13 protein-coding genes, 1 tRNA gene and 2 pseudogenes are annotated in these 20,676 nt (G+C 60.9%); 6 read left to right on the top strand and 10 right to left on the bottom strand.

The window, feature by feature from the left end; translation table 11 throughout:
- Window positions 1–157: 157 nt before the first annotated feature.
- Window positions 158–1,642, bottom strand: a complete 1,485-nt coding sequence (locus tag C1722_RS10445; RefSeq protein WP_102379172.1) for a helix-turn-helix transcriptional regulator — start codon at window positions 1,640–1,642, stop codon at window positions 158–160.
- A gap of 223 nt (window positions 1,643–1,865) precedes the next feature.
- Between C1722_RS10445 and C1722_RS10440 the strand changes: the two genes are divergently transcribed.
- A complete protein-coding gene (locus C1722_RS10440) occupies window positions 1,866–2,504 on the top strand; it encodes a DUF6652 family protein (RefSeq protein ID WP_102379171.1) in 639 nt (212 codons plus the stop codon).
- Window positions 2,505–2,884: 380 nt separating this feature from the next.
- Entirely contained in the window at window positions 2,885–4,336 is a 1,452-nt protein-coding gene (locus C1722_RS10435) for an APC family permease (protein ID WP_102379170.1), read from the top strand.
- Window positions 4,337–4,579: 243 nt separating this feature from the next.
- On the opposite strand, the gene C1722_RS10430 is transcribed toward C1722_RS10435, so the two are convergent.
- Together C1722_RS10430 and C1722_RS10425 are read right to left on the bottom strand one after the other, a co-directional pair.
- On the bottom strand, window positions 4,580–5,494 hold the full coding sequence (locus tag C1722_RS10430; protein WP_102379169.1) for a DNA/RNA non-specific endonuclease: 915 nt from the start codon (window positions 5,492–5,494) through the stop codon (window positions 4,580–4,582).
- A gap of 230 nt (window positions 5,495–5,724) precedes the next feature.
- A complete protein-coding gene (locus C1722_RS10425) occupies window positions 5,725–6,636 on the bottom strand; it encodes a LysR family transcriptional regulator (protein WP_102379168.1) in 912 nt (303 codons plus the stop codon).
- A 245-nt stretch (window positions 6,637–6,881) separates the two neighbouring features.
- Here C1722_RS10425 and C1722_RS10420 point away from each other — a divergent pair, with 245 nt between their 5' ends.
- Together C1722_RS10420 and C1722_RS10415 are read left to right on the top strand one after the other, a co-directional pair.
- Window positions 6,882–8,603, top strand: a complete 1,722-nt coding sequence (locus C1722_RS10420; RefSeq protein ID WP_102379167.1) for an FAD-binding protein — start codon at window positions 6,882–6,884, stop codon at window positions 8,601–8,603.
- A gap of 167 nt (window positions 8,604–8,770) precedes the next feature.
- On the top strand, window positions 8,771–9,532 hold the full coding sequence (locus C1722_RS10415; protein ID WP_102379166.1) for a class I SAM-dependent methyltransferase: 762 nt from the start codon (window positions 8,771–8,773) through the stop codon (window positions 9,530–9,532).
- Window positions 9,533–9,733: 201 nt separating this feature from the next.
- Here C1722_RS10415 and C1722_RS10410 read toward each other — a convergent pair whose 3' ends face one another.
- From C1722_RS10410 to C1722_RS10380, 7 genes and pseudogenes are all read right to left on the bottom strand, one after another.
- Complete coding sequence (locus C1722_RS10410) at window positions 9,734–9,919, bottom strand: hypothetical protein (protein ID WP_102379165.1); 186 nt, start codon at window positions 9,917–9,919, stop codon at window positions 9,734–9,736.
- A gap of 193 nt (window positions 9,920–10,112) precedes the next feature.
- Window positions 10,113–11,288 (bottom strand): helix-turn-helix domain-containing protein, encoded by a 1,176-nt coding sequence (locus C1722_RS10405; RefSeq protein WP_102379164.1) that lies wholly within the window; start codon window positions 11,286–11,288, stop codon window positions 10,113–10,115.
- 847 nt (window positions 11,289–12,135) lie between these two features.
- Window positions 12,136–12,211: transfer RNA gene (locus C1722_RS10400), tRNA-Thr, on the bottom strand.
- Window positions 12,212–12,510: 299 nt separating this feature from the next.
- Window positions 12,511–13,380 (bottom strand): dimethyl sulfoxide reductase anchor subunit family protein, encoded by an 870-nt coding sequence (locus C1722_RS10395; protein ID WP_102379163.1) that lies wholly within the window; start codon window positions 13,378–13,380, stop codon window positions 12,511–12,513.
- Entirely contained in the window at window positions 13,380–14,015 is a 636-nt protein-coding gene (locus C1722_RS10390) for a 4Fe-4S dicluster domain-containing protein (protein ID WP_102379162.1), read from the bottom strand. The genes C1722_RS10395 and C1722_RS10390 overlap by 1 nt, the downstream gene beginning before the upstream one ends.
- 3 nt (window positions 14,016–14,018) lie before the next feature.
- Window positions 14,019–15,329, bottom strand: a pseudogene (locus tag C1722_RS10385) (molybdopterin dinucleotide binding domain-containing protein); the annotation flags it as partial.
- A gap of 19 nt (window positions 15,330–15,348) precedes the next feature.
- Window positions 15,349–17,886: pseudogene (locus C1722_RS10380) on the bottom strand (molybdopterin-containing oxidoreductase family protein); the annotation flags it as partial.
- A 590-nt stretch (window positions 17,887–18,476) separates the two neighbouring features.
- Between C1722_RS10380 and C1722_RS10375 the strand changes: the two are divergent.
- Window positions 18,477–19,985: a helix-turn-helix transcriptional regulator gene (locus C1722_RS10375; RefSeq protein WP_102379161.1), complete on the top strand. Its 1,509-nt coding sequence runs from the start codon at window positions 18,477–18,479 to the stop codon at window positions 19,983–19,985.
- 7 nt (window positions 19,986–19,992) lie between these two features.
- Window positions 19,993–20,568 (top strand): LysR family transcriptional regulator, encoded by a 576-nt coding sequence (locus C1722_RS10370; RefSeq protein WP_102379160.1) that lies wholly within the window; start codon window positions 19,993–19,995, stop codon window positions 20,566–20,568.
- Window positions 20,569–20,676: the final 108 nt, after the last annotated feature.

Raw genomic sequence — 20,676 nt, 5'->3', positions numbered from 1 at the left:
CTACCCCCTTCCAAGCACCCCTTGGTGCTTTGCCGTTGGTCGGAGAATAGGACGGCATGCAAAATAAGTCGTTACGCTTCCTTGATGATTCGCGCTGAAGAAGCGTCGAGGATTTTGCGTATGCGGGCAACGGTGCGCGTACTGAATTCTTCAGTACTCAATCCACCTGCTGTTTTACACCCTCTTCGACGAGGTTGATCAGCTCTTGTTGCGAGGCGATATCGAGCTTGCGGTAAATGCGGTACGTATGGGTTCGGGCGGTATGGATCGAGATGAACAGTTCCTTGCCGATGTATTCGCTGTTCCTTCCTTTGGCGAGGAGGAAGAACACTTCCCGCTCGCGAGGAGTGAGGGAGGCGTGCAGCGCGATGTCGAGGCAGGTTTGCCGCCATGCGCCGATGCGTCGCCGGTCGTTGTCGGCGCGATCCTTCTCGTCGAGCGCGCCGGGCCTCGTCAGCTGATCGAATCCGAAAGGAGTGATGGCAACGGCGAGGGAGAGCAGGACGATGAGGGCTAAAGCGATAAGGTGGGAGGCGGCCGGAAGGGCTGCGGCGAGACCCGGTTCTAAAGAGGCGAAGCCGACAAGCCACCCGATCGAAACGCCGAGCAGAAGCGGGCCGCGTCCCCTTGAGAAATGGTATATCGGCTGAGCGCGGAACAGCGAGGCGAGCGATGCGAGCGTGCCCCATTCGACTGCAAGGTAGAACCCGAACAGCGCGAGGATCGAAAACCGTAGAGCGAGAACGAGGGGATCGCAATCGACAAGAGACGCCACGAGTTCGCAGATAAGCGCAGGATAGAGCACCCTTTGCGCAAGCTGCGCGCTGACGGGCTTCCCTTTTCTGAGAGCGAGGGCGATTGCGAGCAGTGCCGTTCCCGCAAAAATGCCGAATGGCACGAACAGGTTGGGATCGGTAAGCGTGCGGTCGGTAAGCGATTCTTGCAGCACGAGGCCGAAAACGACTCCGTACAGCACGAGAACCGTCTCGGTTCTGCGAAACAGTTCGAGTCGTAGGCGGGATTCCTCGAGGGGTACGATTTCGGGAAGGGTTCTGTCGCGCGAGAAGAGGTAGCAGCACGCGATCGAGACGAGCAGCGTCGCCTCCTGCATGAAAGGGCTGAGCGGCTGATCGATGTTCGCTATCCCGAGATAGATTCCAGCGCCGAGCACAAAGGATACCGCCGTTGTCGGCATCGCTCGCTTCACCGTGAGCATCGCCGAGTATTCGGCCCAGAAACTCGTCAGAAGCGTTCCCGCAAGGCCGATTCCCGCCCAGCTGACGATGATGAGAGCTGCGGGCACCGACCCGAGCCAGTAGCCGGCAAAGCCGATGGCAGGAGCAAGCGAACCCGTAGTGGCTGCGAGGCAGAGAAATCCGAGCCTGAGTTTTCTTGACGAAAGTGCATCGGAGAACCTTCGTATCAGATAATAGCTTGCGCAGAACGAGACCATTCCGACCGGTCTGCAGATCGCATCGACGGGTGAACCCGCGAGAAGCGTATCCGAAAAGAACGAAGCCAAGAGAAAAGCGGTGGTTAGGGCGAGCCCCGCGGCGCCGACTGCATCGGAAGCCCCCCAAGGCTCGTCCGCGAGCGTTTCACCGAAGATATCGCTCGTCTCATCTGTTACGATGTCGTTCATGGGGCCTCCTGTCGAGGATGGCCGTTAGAATTGTACCCCCTTACCTATTGTAGCAAACAAGAGCATGCAAGGGTAAGCGGCCGTCGAATCCGTTCGATTGAGGCGGTACGGCGAAAGAGCGTAAGGCGAGCGGGACGTTATGAGATAATGCTTTCAATGCGGCGATGCTGCAATGCCGTTCGCCCGACGTGCGGCCGAATACGTCTAAAACGATAGGAGCGCGATGAAAACGGCGAGAAGAATCCTTCTGATCGCGTTCGTGGTGTTGGTGAACGCGTTCACGGCCTCGATGGTCCTGCCGTTTATCCTGATAGACTCCGACCTGTTCAACGATACCGACTTTCTTAATTTCGTTATGACAGCGGGGTTCGGTGCGCTTGCGTTGGCCTTTCTCGTATCCATCGCCTGCATCGTGGTGGCCTTTGCGTCGCTCGGATCCCTCACATCGCGCCCCGATCAGCAACGGGGGTTGGGCCTGCAGGTTTTCGTGTGCAAGCTTCTGATGATCCCATATTTCGTGGTTACGTTCGCCTATGCGCTTCTGCTTGCGTTCGCCAGTTCGCTTCTGACGCTCAGCATTCATCTTGCATCGATGGGCTTCATATTCGGAACCATGATGGTCGTTCTCGTTCCGGTCATGAGCTTGGTGAACTACCTGTTCCTCATGGCGACGAGCTCGTTTGCGATATCGAACATCGTCCTCGCGTATCGCAAGGGCCTCATTGTCTTTTCGACGGCGGTCGTATTCGTTATTCTGCAGCTTTTCCCGATCGCCGATGTAGCGAGTTACGGATTCATCGTTCGGCATTTCCGCACGCTGGAGTCTCAAGCGCAATCTCGGGCGAACCCCGGTTCTCTCTGATTCTGCGTATCTGCGCAAAGCCTGCGTTCGCCCGGCTGTTGGGCTGCGGCGGTCTTTCGGTTTATCCTAACTCTTCTGCATGTCCGCACGGTTCGGGAGCGGAACGTTGCCTGCCCCGGCTTTTTCTCGTTTGGGTTGCGCCCGTTTCTCCCTTTTGATCCACTCGCCGCAGGATAGGGAAAAATAGACACTGCGAGCGCAAATTTTATATAAGTGGGAGTATCATTGATTCCACTTTGGCAACGCCTGGGCAACGGTATCCGAACAGTACTGTCTGCCATGGGGATGGATTCCTTTGACCATAACTCGCTCGACAGATTCCAGGTCGGTCGGATGATGTGCTCAAGCGCCCAAACGGAGCAGATAGGAAAGGATTGGATATGGCTCAAGAAACCGATCACTCAACAGAGCTTCGGCATGGCGTTATCGGCACCGTGCCTCTGGCGTTCCTCGTGATCGCAGCAGCAGCGCCTTTGGGGGCATGCGCTGCAAACATCCCGCTCATCATCGGGCTCGGCAACGGCATTGCCGCGCCGATGGACTTCTTGTTCATCGGAGTGCTGCTCATCCTCTTCGCGGTCGGCTACACCGCGATGAGCTCGCACGTTACCAATGCGGGGGCGTTCTACACCTACATCTCGATGGGTCTGGGCAAGCGTCTTGGAGGCGCGGCGGGGTACCTCGCCGTTGCGGCGTACAACTTCCTCACGCTGTACACCGCTGCGGTGGGCGGGTATTTCGGCTCGGACATCTTGAACCTCGAACTGGGAATCCAGGTTCCTTGGTGGATCATCACCATCGTGCTGTACCTGGCCGTGTTCCTGCTCGGGTACTTCGGCATCGAGGGCGGTACGAAGTTTTTGATGGTGTGCCTGGTGTGCGAGGCCTCGATCCTCGTCGTCACCGATGTTTCCGTGCTCATCCAGGCGGGCCCTGCCGCCTACACGCTCGAATCGTTCGATCCGGGCGTGTTCTTCAGCGGCGCTCCGGGGCTGGGCATCGCTTTCGCGTTTCTATGCTTCATCGGCTTCGAGGCCACGGCCATCTTCGGCGAGGAGGCGAAGGACCCGCGTAAAACGGTTCCGCGCGCGACCTTCTTCGCGGTCATCTTCGTCGGCGTCGTGTACGCCCTGACCGCATGGTCGGTCATCGCGGCGATGGGCGGCGACGAGATCGTCGCCATGGCCCAGTCCGACCAGGCGGGCAACATCTTCTACACGGTGGTGACCACCTACCTCGGCCCCGTAGCCGGCCACATCTTCAACTTCTTCTTCATCATGAGCGCCTTCGCCTGCTGGCTGGCCACGCACAACATGGCTTCCCGCTACCTGTACGCCTTCGGGCGCGCGGGCATGCTGCCCAAGGCGCTCGGGCGCACCCATCCCAAGCACAAATCGCCCTACATCGCCTCGATCGTGCAGCTGGTGTTCGGCTTGGCCGTCGTGCTCATCTGCCTCGTGCTCGGGTTCGATCCCTACACCCAGATCGGCGCGATCGCCTCGGCCATCGCCGTCGTCGGCATCATGACGCTCGAGCTTCTGGTGTGCGCATCGGTTATCGGCTACATGCGCAAGCACAACAGCGAAGAGGGTTACCACTACAACATATTCACCACCACTATAGCGCCTTTGCTCGCCCTCGTGGGCCTGTGCTACATCGCGTTCCTCGTCATCAGCAACTTCGCGCTGCTCACGGGCCTGGACAACATGGTGCTCAACATCGTCTTCGCGTGCCTGATGTGGATCATCGGCATTTGCGGGTTCATCGCCTCGGTTGTGAAGGACAAGCGCGGAACGCTCGCCGATCCCACCACCATCGAGGTGGACGAGTAAGCGTATCCGATCGGGGTCGGGAGCGCGTTGCTGCGCGGCCCGGCCCCGTCGATGTGTTGCGGGGCAGCACGGCGAGCGCCGGCTGTCCCGCCTGCGTTTCCGGCTCGCTCCCGGTTCCCCGGGCGATTGTCTCGATTCGGCGCTCAACGGATAGGTAGGTGCGCGGCCCGGGTATGCGGGGCGTGCAAGCATACGAAGGGCGGGGCGTGCGGCACATGCTGAAGCTGCCCGCCCGGTTTCCTGCTACGGGTCGCAGCGGCCGCAGGGTTCGTATCCCTCTTCGAGCAGTTCGGTGCGCGTGCCGGTGAACTCCTGTTTGTTGTGCTCGGCCATGTCGGCAACCGATTTGCAGTCGGGCTCGTGGAACTTCATGGACCGGGTATTGAGTACGTAGGTTGATTCTTCCGCATCGGCGTCGGTTTCTCCGGCGCCGATTTCGCGGTTGTTCCCGGTGAGGTAGTCGATTTCGACGTTCGGCTGCACGTTGTAGCAGTATTCGTTGAAACGCACGCCCGCTCCGCCGTCTTCGACCGACAGGGCTTCGAGCTGTACGCCGCGGGCGATCAGCTCGTCGTTGTTGAAGATCGGCGTTGCGCGGAAGAGCACGTGGTTGCCCGTCTCTTCGACGTAGTCGGCGACGTCGTTTTCGAGGGGGAGCATGCCCTGGGTGTTCAGGTAGCGCGTGCCGGTGATGAGGTTTCGTTCGTTGGCGTTTTCTCCCGTCAGCTGGAATCCGACAAGGTGGCAGCGGTTGTAGAGATATCTGCCGTCGATGAAGTCGTAGGTGGATATCTGCCAGCCGGAAGGTTTTACCATGCCGATGCCTTCGCGCTTTTCGGTCGGCATGGTTTCGGGGCCTACGAGTACGAAGGCGGCTCCGCAGCGGCCGATTGCATCGAGGTCGCTGTACGATTCGATGCCGCCCGCTTTGGCGGCATCGATGTCCTCGTCGGTGAAGCCGGGTTGACCGCCGTCGATTGCGACGGAAGGCTCGCCTGCATACTCGGGGATTTCCGAGAGTGCGAAGGATTCGGCGCGCTCAAGGCCTTGCGCTTGGTCGGGGGAGACGGGGGTCTGGGAGCAACCTGTAAGGGCGAGCGCCGCGGCAAGGGCGAGTGCGAGCGCGGATGCAAGAAATTGTCGTGCGAGATTCGGCATGGGAGGATTATCTCACACCTGCGTAACGGGCGTGCTCGTGGCCGAGCCGATGTGCCGTCGGTGCTGAGGCGAGCGGTCGGGGACGCGCCGATGGTCGAACCAATTGTCGGCCGAAAAACACGTTTTTCCCGTCAAAACCGTGTTTTTCGGCCGACAATCTGTCGATGGGGACGACGTTAGTCGGTACGCATGCTCAAGGCTCATCCATTCCCGAAACGGAAACGCGGATATCAGCGGGATCGGTGCTTCTTGGAAAACCCCGCAGCGCAATTGGCAACGTAGGCGATGAAGTCCTTTTCGCGCTGGCAAAGGCTCCTTGAGCTGAGATGCGATACGCCGAACCCCCAGGTAAGCCCCTCGACAGGCAGGGCGACGATATCGCTGTTCGCGCTGAACACTTCGAGTTTCGCCAAGTGCGGCAACGTGAACCCCACGCCGCCGCCGTGCAAGACGAACTCGTATATCCAGAATATCTCGGAATGCTCAACGACGTTCGGCTGGCCGAGTCCCTCCTCTTCGAATCGCAGGCGCAGCTGCTGAAAGCACTTGAATTCTCGCCCCGGCGTGGCGATGCGCCGACCGGCGAGATCTCGGATGCTGATGGAGTCCTGCTCGGCGAGCGGGTTGTCCCGTCTCACCCAGTACAGTACCGGCGAAGAGTATATCTCCTGCGTGGTGAAATCTTCGCCGGCAGGCGAGATGGTGAGCGCGAGATCGTAGAGTCCGTCGCGAACAACCGCTTCGCAGAGCGAGTCGGGCAGTTCGTTGAGGGCGACCGAAGCGTCGGGGCAGTCGACGGCAAACCCGTGGGGGAATTCCGGGCCGAGAAGCCCCGGTATGCCGAGCGCCGAAGCTACGCGAATCTCCGCGTAGCCGCTCGACGATATGCGCTCGAAGGCGCTTTCTAGAAGGTTGCGCTCCGTCTGGACGTGTTTGGCGTATTCGTAGAATTCGGTCGCGTAGGGCGTCGGCCGCCTCGTGCCATCGCTATCGGAAGCGAACAGCGGAACCCCGAGTTCGCGTTCCAGGTTGTGGATGGCCTTGGTGAACCCTTGGGGAGACATGGGAACCCTCGCCGCAGCTGCGCTGAAGCTCGGCGAGTCGTAGGCGAGAATGAAGTAGTCGCACTTGTCGCTGTACATTCTGGACCTCCCTCTGTCCATTCCTGCGCATCCGTGCATCCCTACCATTATACGCGCTCCGCTTGTTCTTTCCTTGTATCTAAACGGTTCAGCGTGCAGCTTTTAGCTCAATCTCAAAGCATTGCGGTCAGCCTGTTTCGCGGCCCATACTACGCTCAAGCCGCAAGGGCGGCCATCCGCGGTACATGCCGACAAGGGATGCGGCACTCGTAAGGGACGCGGGTTTTTCGTCAAGGAGGTTTCTCATGTTCGAAAGCACACAGAATCTGAGCAGGCGTTCGTTTTTGGTAGGAGCGGGAGCGCTCACGGCAGGTATCGCAGGCAGTGCGCTTGTTGGATGCTCGCCGAAAGAGACCGAACCGGCGGCGGGGGCAGCCGAGCCTTCTGCTGAAAATACAGCTGCAGCGACGCAGGGCGCCGATGCGGCCGATCCCATCTGGTCGATCCCCGAGCTCGGCGAGCCGTCGGAAACCATCGAAGCCGACGTGTGCATCGTGGGCGCGGGCGGTACGGGAACGGCCGCTGCCATCCAGGCCATCGACCTCGGCCTCAAGCCTGTCGTCATCGAGCGGCTAGACGGATACGGTGGTTCCTTCATCGGTACCGAGGGCATGACGGGCCTTGAAACTCATTTCACCGAAGCGGACGGCGGCGTTTCCTTCGCAGGAGCCTACAACCCCGATGCTCCCTATGGCGTAAAGAACGCCATGAACACCTGCCTGAACTACCATCACTGGATTCCCCAGCACAAGCTCTACGAGAACTTCTTCAGCCAGACCGCCGAAACCATCGATTGGCTTGAGGGTCATGGCATCGTGTTCGAGGGTAACATCTCCATCGGTTCGGGCCCCAAGGTGTGGCACGTGTACGATAAGGGCGATAACGCGAGTCCCGGCGGCTACTTCATGCAGTGCTTCGGAGCGGAGGCCGAGAAGCTCGGAGTCGAAGCGCGTTTCAAGACGTTCGGCCGCAAGATCATCATCGAGGACGGCAAGGTGGCAGGTCTTTTGGCTCAAACGGAGAAAGGCGACGTTATCGAGGTGAAGGCCCCGGTTGTCGTTGTGGGAACGGGCGGTTACGCGAACAACTCCGACATGCTCTACAGCGTATCGGAGACCAAAAACGCCAACATCCAGGCGCTCGGCATGGATTGCCGAGACGGAGATGGCTTGAAGATGGCGAAAGACGCCGGTGCCGATTTCGCCGAGGGTCTGGGCACGGTTATGTGGTGCGGTCCCGTTACCATCGGAGCGGTTTCGGCGACATGGACAACAGACGCGTACTCGGCGGGCGTCCAGCCTACGCTGTGGCTCAACGAAAAAGGGGAGCGCTTCTGCAAAGAGGATCTCTGGATCGATGACTTTGCGGGCGCCGGCATTTGCGTACGCAACCAAGAGAAGACGTTCGCGCTGTTCACGGAAGCCGATATGAAGCGCTGGGAAGAGCGGGGCCCCGACGGCCAGGTGTTCTCGTTCGGAACTCCGGGCACGCCGCTTTCCGAGGCGCGCGCGGTGCTCGAAAAGGCCGAGGGCTGCCATGTGGGCGATACGTTGGAAGCCGTATGCAAGGAAGCGGGATTGGACGCCGATGCCGTCAAGGCGACGGTCGAACAGTACAACGGTTACTGCGATGCTGCTGCGGGTCTTGACGGCGACGATACGAGTGCCGACGAGGAATTCGGCAAGCGGGCGAAGTATCTGCACAAGATGGACGAGGGCCCGTACTGGCTCTGCGAGACCGCCGACGGCTTCTATACAACGTGCGGTGGAATCCGCGTCAACGAGAAGACCCAGGTGCTGGATGCCGAGGGGCAGGTTATCGGCGGCCTGTACGCGGGCGGCTCCGACGCGGGCGGGTTGTACGGTGATTCCTACGACGTGAAGTTCGCTCCCGGATCGCAAGCTGCGTGGGCTGTCAATTCGGGGCGGTTGGCCATGAAGGATGCCAAGGAGTACCTCGGCAAGTAGCCCAGAATCCGATCGCGGCGAGCACGAACCTCCTCCCGTGCCCGTCGCAGCCGAATATCGCCCTGATCGCCGTAGTGCCGACGATCGGGGCGACACCGTTTTGGCTGGTTGTTCGGGTGCGAGCGGCTGGCGCTATGGTATGCTTGGCGAAAAGGAGGATGCGTTCTATGGAAAACAAGCAACCGTCGATACTGGATCTGCTGATCGAAGCCCATGTGGGATTAGAGAGGCAGGGTCCTGGCAGCGCCGAGACGACGTGCAAGGCGCTCGGATTCCTCGGCGACCTCGCGCAAATCTCGCATGCGGCAGATTTGGGATGCGGAAGCGGACCGCAAACGCTGGAGCTCGCCCGCCATGTGCCCGGTAGCATCGTCGGTCTGGACATGTTCCCCGATTTCATCGACGTCCTCAACGAGAACGCCGGCAAGCAGGGCCTCGGGGGCAGGGTGAAGGGAATCGTCGGTTCGATGGATGACCTTCCCTTCGACGGGGAGTCGCTCGACCTGATCTGGTCGGAGGGTGCGATCGACAACATCGGCTTCGAAGAGGGGATCGCTCATTGGCGCGGCTTCCTCAAAAAGGGCGGCTACCTTGCCGTAACCTGCCCCTCGTGGCTGACAGCCGAGCACCCCGAGGTCATCGAGAGGTTCTGGTCGGATGCTGGAAGCGGGTTGGATTCGGTCGAGCACAACGTTGCCGCTTTGCAGGCATGCGGGTATCGGTTCGTCGCATCCTTCGCGCTGCCTGAATACTGCTGGACGGAGAAGTACTTCGCTCCGCGCGAGGCGGCGCTCCAAGGGCTTTTGAAGAAGTACCCCGACAGCGAAACCGTGGAAGCGTTCGTTGCGGAGAATCGGCACGAGGTAAAGCTGTACTCGGAATACAAACGGCACTACGGATACGTTTTCTATATCGGCCAGAAGCGGTAGCAGGCCGATTCGGGCTTTTGGCGCACGCGGCTGGCGCAGGGGGCCTTTGCGGCTCTGAAGAAAGAAGCAGGTCAATCTGGTTTCTCAGACTGACCTGCTTCTTTCTTCAGAAGGCAACGAACGGATTCGAATCGCTGAACTGCGCATTGCAGCTGCATAAACGGATCAGGCGGCGTTCTTAGGGGCGGTCGAGGTACGGAGCTATCCCACCTGGTAGATGGTTTCGAGGGCGTCGCTGGCGACGAGGGTGCACAGCGCATTGCTGGCCTGCTCCTCCTCGATGCCCATGTGCTCGAAGCGCTTCGCAAGCTTGAGGCAGTACGACAGATCGCCCGACTCCAACGACAGCAAGGCGCTTGTGGCCTGTTCGTTCAAATTCCCAAACATGACGTTCTCCTTTCTATTCGGTGCAACCAGCTTACGCGTCGAAAGGGCAGGAGCTTTGAGACGATTGGAAAAGTTCGGCCGTCCGTTTTGGCCGATCGGACAAAACGGGATGAGAGGTGTCGGAGATGCCGGGTCGATGCGCGGCAGGAAAACGGCGTGCCGCACCTTCCGGAAATGCCGTTTCCGTACCGTTCTAGGGTTGAACCAGGGGGTTCGTGTGGTCGAGGAAGACGAGCCCCAGCAAGAACGCGAACTCCCGATCGGGGGAATCGGTCATGCCCAAAACGCTTTTGGCCTTGCGCAGGCGGTAGCGAACGGTGTTCGGATGCTGATGGAGGGCCTCGGCGGCAAGGCGCAGGTCGCCGTATGCGCGCGCCACAGCCTCGCAGGTTGCCGACAGCTCCGTGCCTTGTGCGTCATCGTGCTCTTCGAGCAGGGCGCGATGCAAAGCTGCCGTGCGCCAGAACAGGCGCCCTTCGGATGCGGCAGCGCGGAAGGCGTCGTGGTGCAGATCGGCCCAGCGAACGATGTTGGCTCCTTCGATCTGTGCGGTTTTGAGCGCGGCAAGCGCCTCGCGTATGCTCATGTCGCCGTCGGAGAGAGGTGTTTCTTCGCCCACTCCCAATGAGACCGGGCCGGTGGCGAGCACTCGAGCAACGAGATCGCCCTCTGATCGCGAACGCATGCCCGCAGGCGGCTGCGTATACGATACGAGCGAAAGCAGCGTGCCATGGTAGCGGAAGGCGAACACGGCATCCACCACATCCCAATCGCGTTTGAAGTCCGCGAGTACGGCGGTGAGCGCATCGAGCGTCGCGTACAGCGAGCATTCGTCGAGCGCGCGTGGGGCGACGGCGATGCACTGCACGGTCGATCCTGTGGCTCCTGCAAGCTCGAAGAGCGCGGCGCGCGTGGCCAGCGGGTCGTGACCCGAAAGCAGATTGTCCAGGATCTGGCCCTTGTTGGACTGCTCGCTATCGCGGTGAATGAGGTCGAGCGCCTGGTACGCCACCACTTCGTGATAAGCGCCATCGTAGAAGTACAGGGGCACGCCCGCATCTTCGCTCGCCGCGCGGACGCGTTCGTTCACGATGGGGGTGTACACCTTCTTCAAAGCTATAGCTGACACGCCGCGTTCGATCAGCACCAGCAACGACCGTTCGGACAGCTCGGCGTCGTCTCGCGCAAACCCCAGGTTCGTCACGATGAACTCCCCGGGGATGTACGACAGGTACCCGTCGTCTTTGTCGGGCGAGCAATCGAGAATCCCCACGTTGCGAACCTCGCGCGCTTCGGCGCCAGGGCACCGCACGATGGGCTGCACCCATTCGAAGGCGGGAAGAGCGAGTATGTCCGCAACCGTGATCATGCGGGTTCCTTCCGGGCTATCGGGAGTCAACGATAGCTATCCATCATAGCGAAAATCCGGCTGTTGTGCGCCGTTGCTGTGCCGATGTGCCGAGAACACCGCCATGCGGGACGGCGCTGCAAAGCATTCCAAGAAGCGAATCCGAGGTCGGGGCGCTTTTCCCGAAAGGTAGAAACCTGCGCGTAAAACCCTTCCGAGGCTTTGAGGTCAAAGGTTTTGAAACGGTGATCGGCACCATGATGGCTTAGTCGGAGACTCTTCTTGTTCGAAGGCAAGATCCTCAACCGTAGCAACGAAATGCGAAGCCAGCGGCGAACATAGCAGACGACGATGCGTTGTTGTCGTATGGGACATCCTGCTAGCCTGCCGCCGCGAGTATTAAACTGCAAAAGCGGGCGTCGATGTGGATGCAGTCATCAGGAAGGTAAGCCTGGTAGAGATAGACCAGGCAGACTGGGATAATCCTCGGTCCGACCTTTCATTGCCTCTTGACAATGTTCTGCTCATATTAAATAAAGAAAGCGTCGGAGGAAGTGAAATGCTCACCATTCGGGCGCTTTACTAGTCCATGCTTTAACACGCGTCACTTGATGATGCGAATTCCGACGCGTCGATAACGCTCAACTGGTACGCTCATGCGGTGCCCGAGAACGACGAGAAGGCGGCGAAGCTGATCGGCGATCTGTTCGCGAGCGAGCCGGACGAGCCGCGCATCATCGAAGTGAGAACGGCATGATTTTGCAGGGTATTGTTTGCATTTGCGGAAGATTTGCGGGTGAGTAGCAAATTCGGGCACCTAGAACAGAAACAGGTCACCAGGTTTTACCCCGATGACCTGCACTTTTTCTGGAGCCAACGAGCGGATTCGAACCGCTGACCTACGCATTACGAGTGCGTTGCTCTACCAGCTGAGCCACGTTGGCGCACCGCTTCACAAGTGAAGCGCGAACAAGAAGTATAGCGAAACAACCTTTCGTCTGCAAGCGGTTATTGCAGCGTATTCGGCGCGGAAGGCTTCCTGCGCGGTGCCTGCTCGTATCGCAGTATGCGAGCTCGACGGTAGCGGGACGAGCAGAGTAGTGGGGAGGGTCCCGCTACCGTCGAGCTGCACGTTGTGCGGTGGGGCCGGCCCCCGCAGGCGGCAGCTGCCTGCGGGGTTGGCCTCGGCGGTCGCGCTGAGCGGCAAGCCCTGCGACCTCGGCACCGAAGTGCCGCTCGTGCGTCAGTACAGAAGCACCATTGCAAAGCCGAGCTGGTAGAACAGTACGCGGAACAGGATCGAGGAGGCGATCGCCACGATCACCGCGATGATCATGTAGGGCTTGGACGCCCCGACCTTCTTCTTCGCCGCGATGGCGCACACGAGGGCCACGACGGCGCAGGCGATGGAGCACCAGAACATGAGCGCGCCGTCGCCGGATACCATGATCGCAAGCAGGCTGTCCACGTGCGTGGGGGCGGTGGTCATCGACGTCGGGTCCGCGTAGAAGCCGAAGTCGGCGAACTTGGTCATGGAGCAGGCGATCGTGTAGACGGCCATGGCCGCGAGCTGCACGACGGAGCCGACGAGCGCGAACTGGATGCTCGATCCTTCGGACGCCTCGTCCTTCTTCATGATCGAGATGAGCCACATCGCAACCGCGCCGAGCAGGCAGGCGTTCGCCACGTAGAACACGATGAGCGCGATACCCCATGCCGGGCGTGCGGGCATCAGGTAGGAATGCCCGGTGGCAACCAGCATGAGCACGGCCACCGCGAGGGTGATCCAGGCAAGCGCCTTCGGGATCTCCTTGCCGCCGCGCAGTACGACGAACCAGGCGACGATGATGACGGCGAGCGCCACGCATCCGATCAGCTCTTGGGTGATGCCCGAGGTGATGTGGCCGAAGCCGTTGAAGATGCGTTCCCAATGCTCAAGGTGCAAAAAGGCTCCGAACCCGCCGATCGCAAGCGATACCGTCGCGGAGATAAGCGAGGTGAACTGCAGCTGCCTTCCCTGGCCTTTCAGGGCCAGGATCGACATGGCTCCGAAAATTCCGCAGGTCAAGCAAACGAACAGGGTGAAGATAATAAGAGGCCACTGCGCTTCCATTATTCATCGCCTCCTTCCCAGTGATGATCTCGAAGGATGTAGGAAAACGAGGGCTTGTTCCCCACATCGGGCAGCTTGTGCATATCCGAATCGGAGAATGGCTCGATGAACTCGATCATCTTGCGCTGTTCGCCGGCGGAATCGAACGATCCGACGAAGCTGTCGAGCCCCTGCTCCATATCGCCCACCCAGCGGGCGTTGCCGCCGCATTGGCTGACGCACTGGGGCAGTTCCCCTTGGTTGAGCTTCTGCTCGCACAGCGTGCACTTCTCGACGACCTTCTCTTCCTCGTTGAGGTAGCGAACGCCGTAGGGGCAGCTCATGGCGCAGAACTGGCAGCCGATGCACTTCTCTTTATCCACTTGGACGGTGCCGTCTTCGGCGATGTGGGATGCCTCGGTCGGGCATACCTTCACGCACTCGGGGTTCTCGCAGTGCTGGCAGCTGATGGGCAGAAAGTACATGTACACGTCGGGGAAATCCCCCGAGCCGCCGGGGATCGGGTTCGGTCCCACGCGGACGACCTTGTTCCAGTAATTGCCGATCGGCACGTTGTTGACGGCCTTGCAGGCAACCGAGCAGGCGAGGCAGCCCACGCAGCGGTTCGCATCGGTGATGATGGACATCTGGGTCATGGTTTACTCCCTCCCCTCGTAGGTCGGCAGCCATTCCTTCAGACGGGGGTCGTCGGAGGTATGGATGATGGGCGTGCCGTTGCTGTCGCAGGGCACGGGGTTTCCGTACGGCGAGTTATCGGGCGTCGCCTTGTAGATCTTCACCTGGTAGGCGCGCAGGTTCGAGGTTCCCGAGTGCGGGTCTTGCGCATCGTGGTCGATAAGCTGGTTGACCTGAGAGAACTGCCAACCGTGACCGGCGTCCTTCACCTCGGGGTACCACCAGGTGTGCTCGAGGTTGATCACGTCTTCCTTGACGCCGTAGTACAGATCGGCCACTTCGCGGATCTTGCCCCACTCGGTCTCGATCCACACCCAGTCGCCCTGTTCGATGCCGTACTCGGCTGCGGTTTTCGGGTTGATCTCGACGCGCGGCACGGGCCAGAGCTCGCGGCACCAGGGAAGCTGGCGGTGCTCGGAGTGGAAGTACACCGGAATGCGGCGGCCGGTGGTAGCGGTCAGCGGGTACTCCTTGATGCGGTCGCCGTCTTTCGGGCCGTGCGGGGGTTCGACCCAACTGGGCAGCCACCAGTCGCGGTTCTCGGGGTGGTGCGTTTCCATGACGGTCGACCAGATCTCCTGCTTCATGGTGGGAGTGAACCAGCCGGGCTTCCAGTCGCCGATGCCCTTGCCGGCCGTATAGTCGAGGCGGGCCCACACGCGGTCGCGTGCGCGCATCGCGCCGGTCTGGTAACGGCGGTACGTGCCCCAGTTGCGCGGCTCGATATCCTTGGCCTGCCACCAGCCGTGCTCCTGGAAGGCGGCAACGTACTCGTCCCAGGTCTTGTACTTGGGGGTTACCTCGTCCATGGGAACGCCATGGCGCTCGAAGGTCGGAACGCCGTTCTCGACGTGCCACGTGGTGTAGGTGAGTTCGTCGTCGGTCAAAAGCTTGATCGAATCGTCGAGTTGCCAATTGATGTCGGGCCACTCGTTGCCGGGCTCGCTCGTCCACTGCCAGTTCATGCGCTTGGCGAGGTCCATGACGATCTCGGGATCGTATTTCGCTTCGGCGGGAGGCTGCACGCACTTGACGGTAGCGCCCATGGCGCCTGCGGATCCTTGGCTCGCGCGCGGCGAGTTGAGCTCGATCCAGTGTGCGACGGGCAGGATGATGTCGGCGGTGTCGTTCTGCGGCGTGTGCCACAGGTTGAGGTCGACGAAGAAGTCGAGCGAAAGGAGCGCTTCCCATGCGGTCGTGGAGTTCGACTGGCTCATGAAGTTGCCTGACTCGTTCCACAGGGCGCGTACCGGGTAGGGGTCGTTGGTGAGCACGNTCGGGGTACCACCAGGTGTGCTCGAGGTTGATCACGTCTTCCTTGACGCCGTAGTACAGATCGGCCACTTCGCGGATCTTGCCCCACTCGGTCTCGATCCACACCCAGTCGCCCTGTTCGATGCCGTACTCGGCTGCGGTTTTCGGGTTGATCTCGACGCGCGGCACGGGCCAGAGCTCGCGGCACCAGGGAAGCTGGCGGTGCTCGGAGTGGAAGTACACCGGAATGCGGCGGCCGGTGGTAGCGGTCAGCGGGTACTCCTTGATGCGGTCGCCGTCTTTCGGGCCGTGCGGGGGTTCGACCCAACTGGGCAGCCACCAGTCGCGGTTCTCGGGGTGGTGCGTTTCCATGACGGTCGACCAGATCTCCTGCTTCATGGTGGGAGTGAACCAGCCGGGCTTCCAGTCGCCGATGCCCTTGCCGGCCGTATAGTCGAGGCGGGCCCACACGCGGTCGCGTGCGCGCATCGCGCCGGTCTGGTAACGGCGGTACGTGCCCCAGTTGCGCGGCTCGATATCCTTGGCCTGCCACCAGCCGTGCTCCTGGAAGGCGGCAACGTACTCGTCCCAGGTCTTGTACTTGGGGGTTACCTCGTCCATGGGAACGCCATGGCGCTCGAAGGTCGGAACGCCGTTCTCGACGTGCCACGTGGTGTAGGTGAGTTCGTCGTCGGTCAAAAGCTTGATCGAATCGTCGAGTTGCCAATTGATGTCGGGCCACTCGTTGCCGGGCTCGCTCGTCCACTGCCAGTTCATGCGCTTGGCGAGGTCCATGACGATCTCGGGATCGTATTTCGCTTCGGCGGGAGGCTGCACGCACTTGACGGTAGCGCCCATGGCGCCTGCGGATCCTTGGCTCGCGCGCGGCGAGTTGAGCTCGATCCAGTGTGCGACGGGCAGGATGATGTCGGCGGTGTCGTTCTGCGGCGTGTGCCACAGGTTGAGGTCGACGAAGAAGTCGAGCGAAAGGAGCGCTTCCCATGCGGTCGTGGAGTTCGACTGGCTCATGAAGTTGCCTGACTCGTTCCACAGGGCGCGTACCGGGTAGGGGTCGTTGGTGAGCACGGCGGTCCACAGCGAATGACTGTCGCACCAGTACTGCCACCAGCTCAAAAGCGGGAACTTCTTGGCACCGATCTGCTTCTCGTTCACCTCGGCCGGGGGCGTGGAGGCGCCGGGCGCCCAGGCGCTGAAGCCCTGCAGGTCGCCGTCGATCGGCACGATTGTCGGGCCGCGGTTGCCGCCCGGGGTGTCCATGTTGCCGGTGATGCCCACGAGGTTGTCGAACGCGCGGCAGTTCTGAATGGCGTTGCAGCCGTGCTCGACGGCCAGCATGTACTGGATGCCGCCGTTGCCGTAGCCGCTCGACGGATCGAGGCGGTCGCCGTAGGCGGTGGCTGCGGCCTCGATTTCGGATGCGGGGATGCCCGTGATCTCCTCGGCGGTAGCCAGATCGTACTCGGCTGCGCGCGCCTTGTAGTACTCCCATACGGGCTTGACCTTCACGGTCTTGCCGTCTTTGAGCTCGATTTCAAACTCACCTTCGAGCGCCGGATCGATGGCCGGATCGAACGGCATCGGATCGGGAAGCCATCCCTGCGTCTGGCCGGGCAGCAGGTGATCCTGGCTCGCCTCGCGGCCTTCGCGCGCCTTCTCGGAATCGTAGTTCTCGCCTTCCCAGAAGCCGCCCGTATCGTCGATGTTGCCCTCTTGATCAGCGTTGAACCAGGTGAATGCGCCGTACTGATGCTCGACGCCCTCGTCTTTGAGCTTCTCCCAGTTGTTGTCGTACACGAGGAACTTGTAGGGGCTGCCGCCTTCGACGATATCGCTTTCCTTGAGCAGGATCGTCTGCACGTCCCAGTAGGAGCCGTCGGTGCGAACCGTCGGGAAGCCCGAAGGCTCGATATCCTCGCAGACGAGGAACGGCGCGTTGGTCCATTTCTTCACGTACAGATCGTCGTAGAGCTTCTTCTCGATGATGACGTTCGTCCACGCGAGTGCGAGCGCGCCGTCGGTGCCGGGGCGCAGATGCTGCCAGTAATCGGCTTCTTTGCCCATGTTGGCCATACGCGGATCGCAGCTGATATGGATGTCGGCGCGCGAAGCGACGTCGACGGTGGTGCGGCACGAATCGTCGTAGTTCGAAAGCTCCGAAGCGCCGCCCCATTGCACGTACACGCGCGGACGCGTGATGGTTTCCATCCACGACATGGCGAACTGCGATACCATCGTGGTGGCGAAGTGGCGCGGACCCTTGCAGATCTGCCATGCTTCGACGTTGTTCGGGGTCTCGAGCATGTTCTTCAGGATGGATTCCGAATGCATGCACCAGATGCGCGAGGTGCCTACCTGGCAGGCGATCGCTTCGCCGCCGTGCTTGGCCTTGATCTCCAGGAAGTTGTCGACGATGGTCTGCATCGCCTCGTCCCAGCTGATGCGCTGCCAACCGGGCTCCTCGCCCTTGGGGTTCGTGCGTTTCATGGGGTAGTGCAGACGGTCGGGATGATACGCCGCTTGAACCGACGACTGCGACTTCGTGCAGCAGTTGCCCATGGACTGGAACGCGCCCTCATCGCCCTCGATGCGGATCGCGCGGCCGTTCTGCACGATGACCTTGACGCCGCATTCCATCTTGCCGCAACCGCGGCAGCACGACTTCACTTCGACGGTGTCGTTGCCCGATACCACGCTGTACGTATCTTCGGCGAGCGCGGTGTGCGTTGAAGCGCCGAACGCGGCAACCGCAGCACCGGTGATAGCCGCTGTCTTGACGAACGAGCGTCGTGACATGGTCAGGTTACCCATACTCCTCCTCCTTGCTTCTCGTCTCGTTTTCGTCTTGTGCCGACTTCGAGCGCACAGGCTCGGCCGACGAAGCAACCATACGGATCCGATGGGGCCTCGTACATCGGGCAAAGCCTGGGAGACGGGGATGGACCGCATCATAAATTCTTATGATTTTCGTATCATGAGAATTCTTGACCCGCCTTTGAACAGGAAAAACAATAGATAACTACTTCAATTATTCTTAAATTAGAATAGTACAGGCCGTATCATGGTCGGTGCGCTATTCCCTATAATCGACCTATCCGATAAGGGGTCGGAAAGGCTTGTTTTCGCATGACTCAGGGGAGAATGAGGGCATGGGCGGTCTGCAAACGACATGGGGCGAGACTTGGGGCCGGGGCGTCTCGCTGAAACGCGTGGCCGGGTTCTCGCTCAACTGGGTTTGGGTGCTCATGGTCTTCTACAGTATCGTTCCCTATCTTTCTTCTTCCGATGTGCGAGGATCGCTCTATATCAACCTGTTCGTATCGCTGTGCGCCATGGTAGTCACGATGCTGTTCATCGCCATCCTCGTGCCCCGGGACGAACGCGTGGGGTCGAGCCGCTACGTGGTCGTTGGAGCGGCGCTCATCATGTGCGCGGGCAGTGTGCTCACCATGTTCTCCGATCTGACCACCACGACGGGCATGCTCATGCTCGGCATCAGCAGCATCATGACCGGCACGAGCTCCGCGGTGCTCTTCCTCGCCTGGATCGAGGTGTTTTCCGGGGGAGGAGGTCGCCTCGCCCTCATCGAGATATCATGCGCCATGTGCGCGGCGTTCGTGATCGCGTTCGCGTTGACGATCGTGCCGCCGCTCGCGGCCGATGTCGCCATCGTGCTGCTGCCGCCCGCATCGGCGCTGCTGTTGCTCAGGCTCAAGCGAAACGAGCATCAGGCTCCTTCCGCGCCGCGCGGTGTCATCTCCCGCCAGACGATCGGCCTGTTCGTGAAGGCTCTGCTCGGAGCCGCCCTGTTCGGGGCGATCGAGGGGTTCTTCGACGTTCTCTCGGGCTATCAGACCTACGCGGTGCAGGACATATACGGAACGTATTTGTTCTTGGCGGGCTTTTTGGCCGCTCTTGCAACGGCGCTCATCGCGGTGTTTCTGTTCCGAGACAGCGTTTCGTACACGTATCGCCTCGCCATGCTCCTCTTGTGCGCGGGGTGTCTGTTCACGCCGTTCATGGGCGATAACAGCACGTATTCGACTGCATTCATATTCGGAGGCTACGGATGCTTCACCGCGGCGCTGTGCGTCGTGTGCATCAACGTGTCGCGCAGCTTCAACGTGGGTCCGACCCGCGCTATCGGGCTCGGGTTCGTGGCCCTGTACGGCGGCGAAGTGCTCGGAGCTCTGTGCGCTCATACGATCGAAGCGGTCGGCGTTTCTGAATTCAACCTCGCGGTGCTCACAGTCGTGGCGGTGCTCGTGCTGCTCGTATCCCATCTGTTCCTGTTCACCGAGATCGATCTGATCCGCGTCGGCATCGGGGAACTCGATGCCGTGGTGGTTGCCGACGGCCTCGAGCGTGTGTCTGCGACGGGCGAAGGAGCGGGCGAGGCGGAAGGCGGACCCGATCCGATCGATCCGGGCGCGCTCATTGCCGAACGCTACGGGCTCTCGCCGCGCGAGACCGAAGTGCTGCAGCTGCTCTTGCAGGGCAGGACCATATCGCGCATTCAGGAAAGTTTGTTTATTTCGGCCGGTACGGTGAGCACTCATATTCGCCATATCTACCATAAAGTGGGCGTGGAGAACCGCCAGGGATTGATCGATCTTGTGGAAGAGCTGTTCGATGCGCCGGAGCGGACGAGGGACTGAGCGGGCGATGGAGACGACGTACCTGCAGGAATATGTGCGGGTTGCCGACAGGGGCAGCTTCACGGCGGCTGCACGCGAGCTGCATCTGACCCAGTCGACGCTGAGCAAGCATGTGGCGGTGCTCGAGCGCGAGTTCGGTGCCGAGCTGTTCGTGCGCGACCGGTCGGGCATCTCGATGACCGCGGCGGGAAAGCTTCTCTACGCCCAAGCCCTGCGATTCGCAAACCTGCTTGCGGAAACCGAGGCGCTCGTGCGCAGCGCCCACGAAGGGGTCGAGCCCGCGTCGGCGTCGCGCGCGTCCCGTGCAGGATCGGGTTTCACGGAGCACGCCCAGGGCATGCCCGTTCGGCGCGATACGGCCCTGCGGTGCGCGTGCCGGAGGATGGCGAGCAAGTACGCGCTCGATGAGCGCGAGGTCGGCGCATTGGTTCTCTACCTCGAGGAAAGCGGCTTCGAGGCGATTCAAGCCGAACTCGGCCTATCGCGCGACGAGGTGGCCGAGCTGCTCGGCCGCGTGTACCGTAAGATCGGGGTAGGCGGCAAGCAGGAAGCGCTCGATTTGGTCTATTCCGTTTCGGAATGATCGTAGACGCCCCTCGACGGGTCGGGCATACTGGCAGCATTGAAAGCACGAACATGAAGCTGGGGAGCTTCGGAGCAGAGGGCTTCATCCGATTGTTTAGGATGGAGA

Source organism: Raoultibacter timonensis (assembly GCF_900240215.1).
Taxonomy (GTDB): domain Bacteria; phylum Actinomycetota; class Coriobacteriia; order Coriobacteriales; family Eggerthellaceae; genus Raoultibacter; species Raoultibacter timonensis.
Note: the sequence above shows the minus strand (reverse complement) of the source record. Positions and strands in the feature narration are given on the sequence as shown.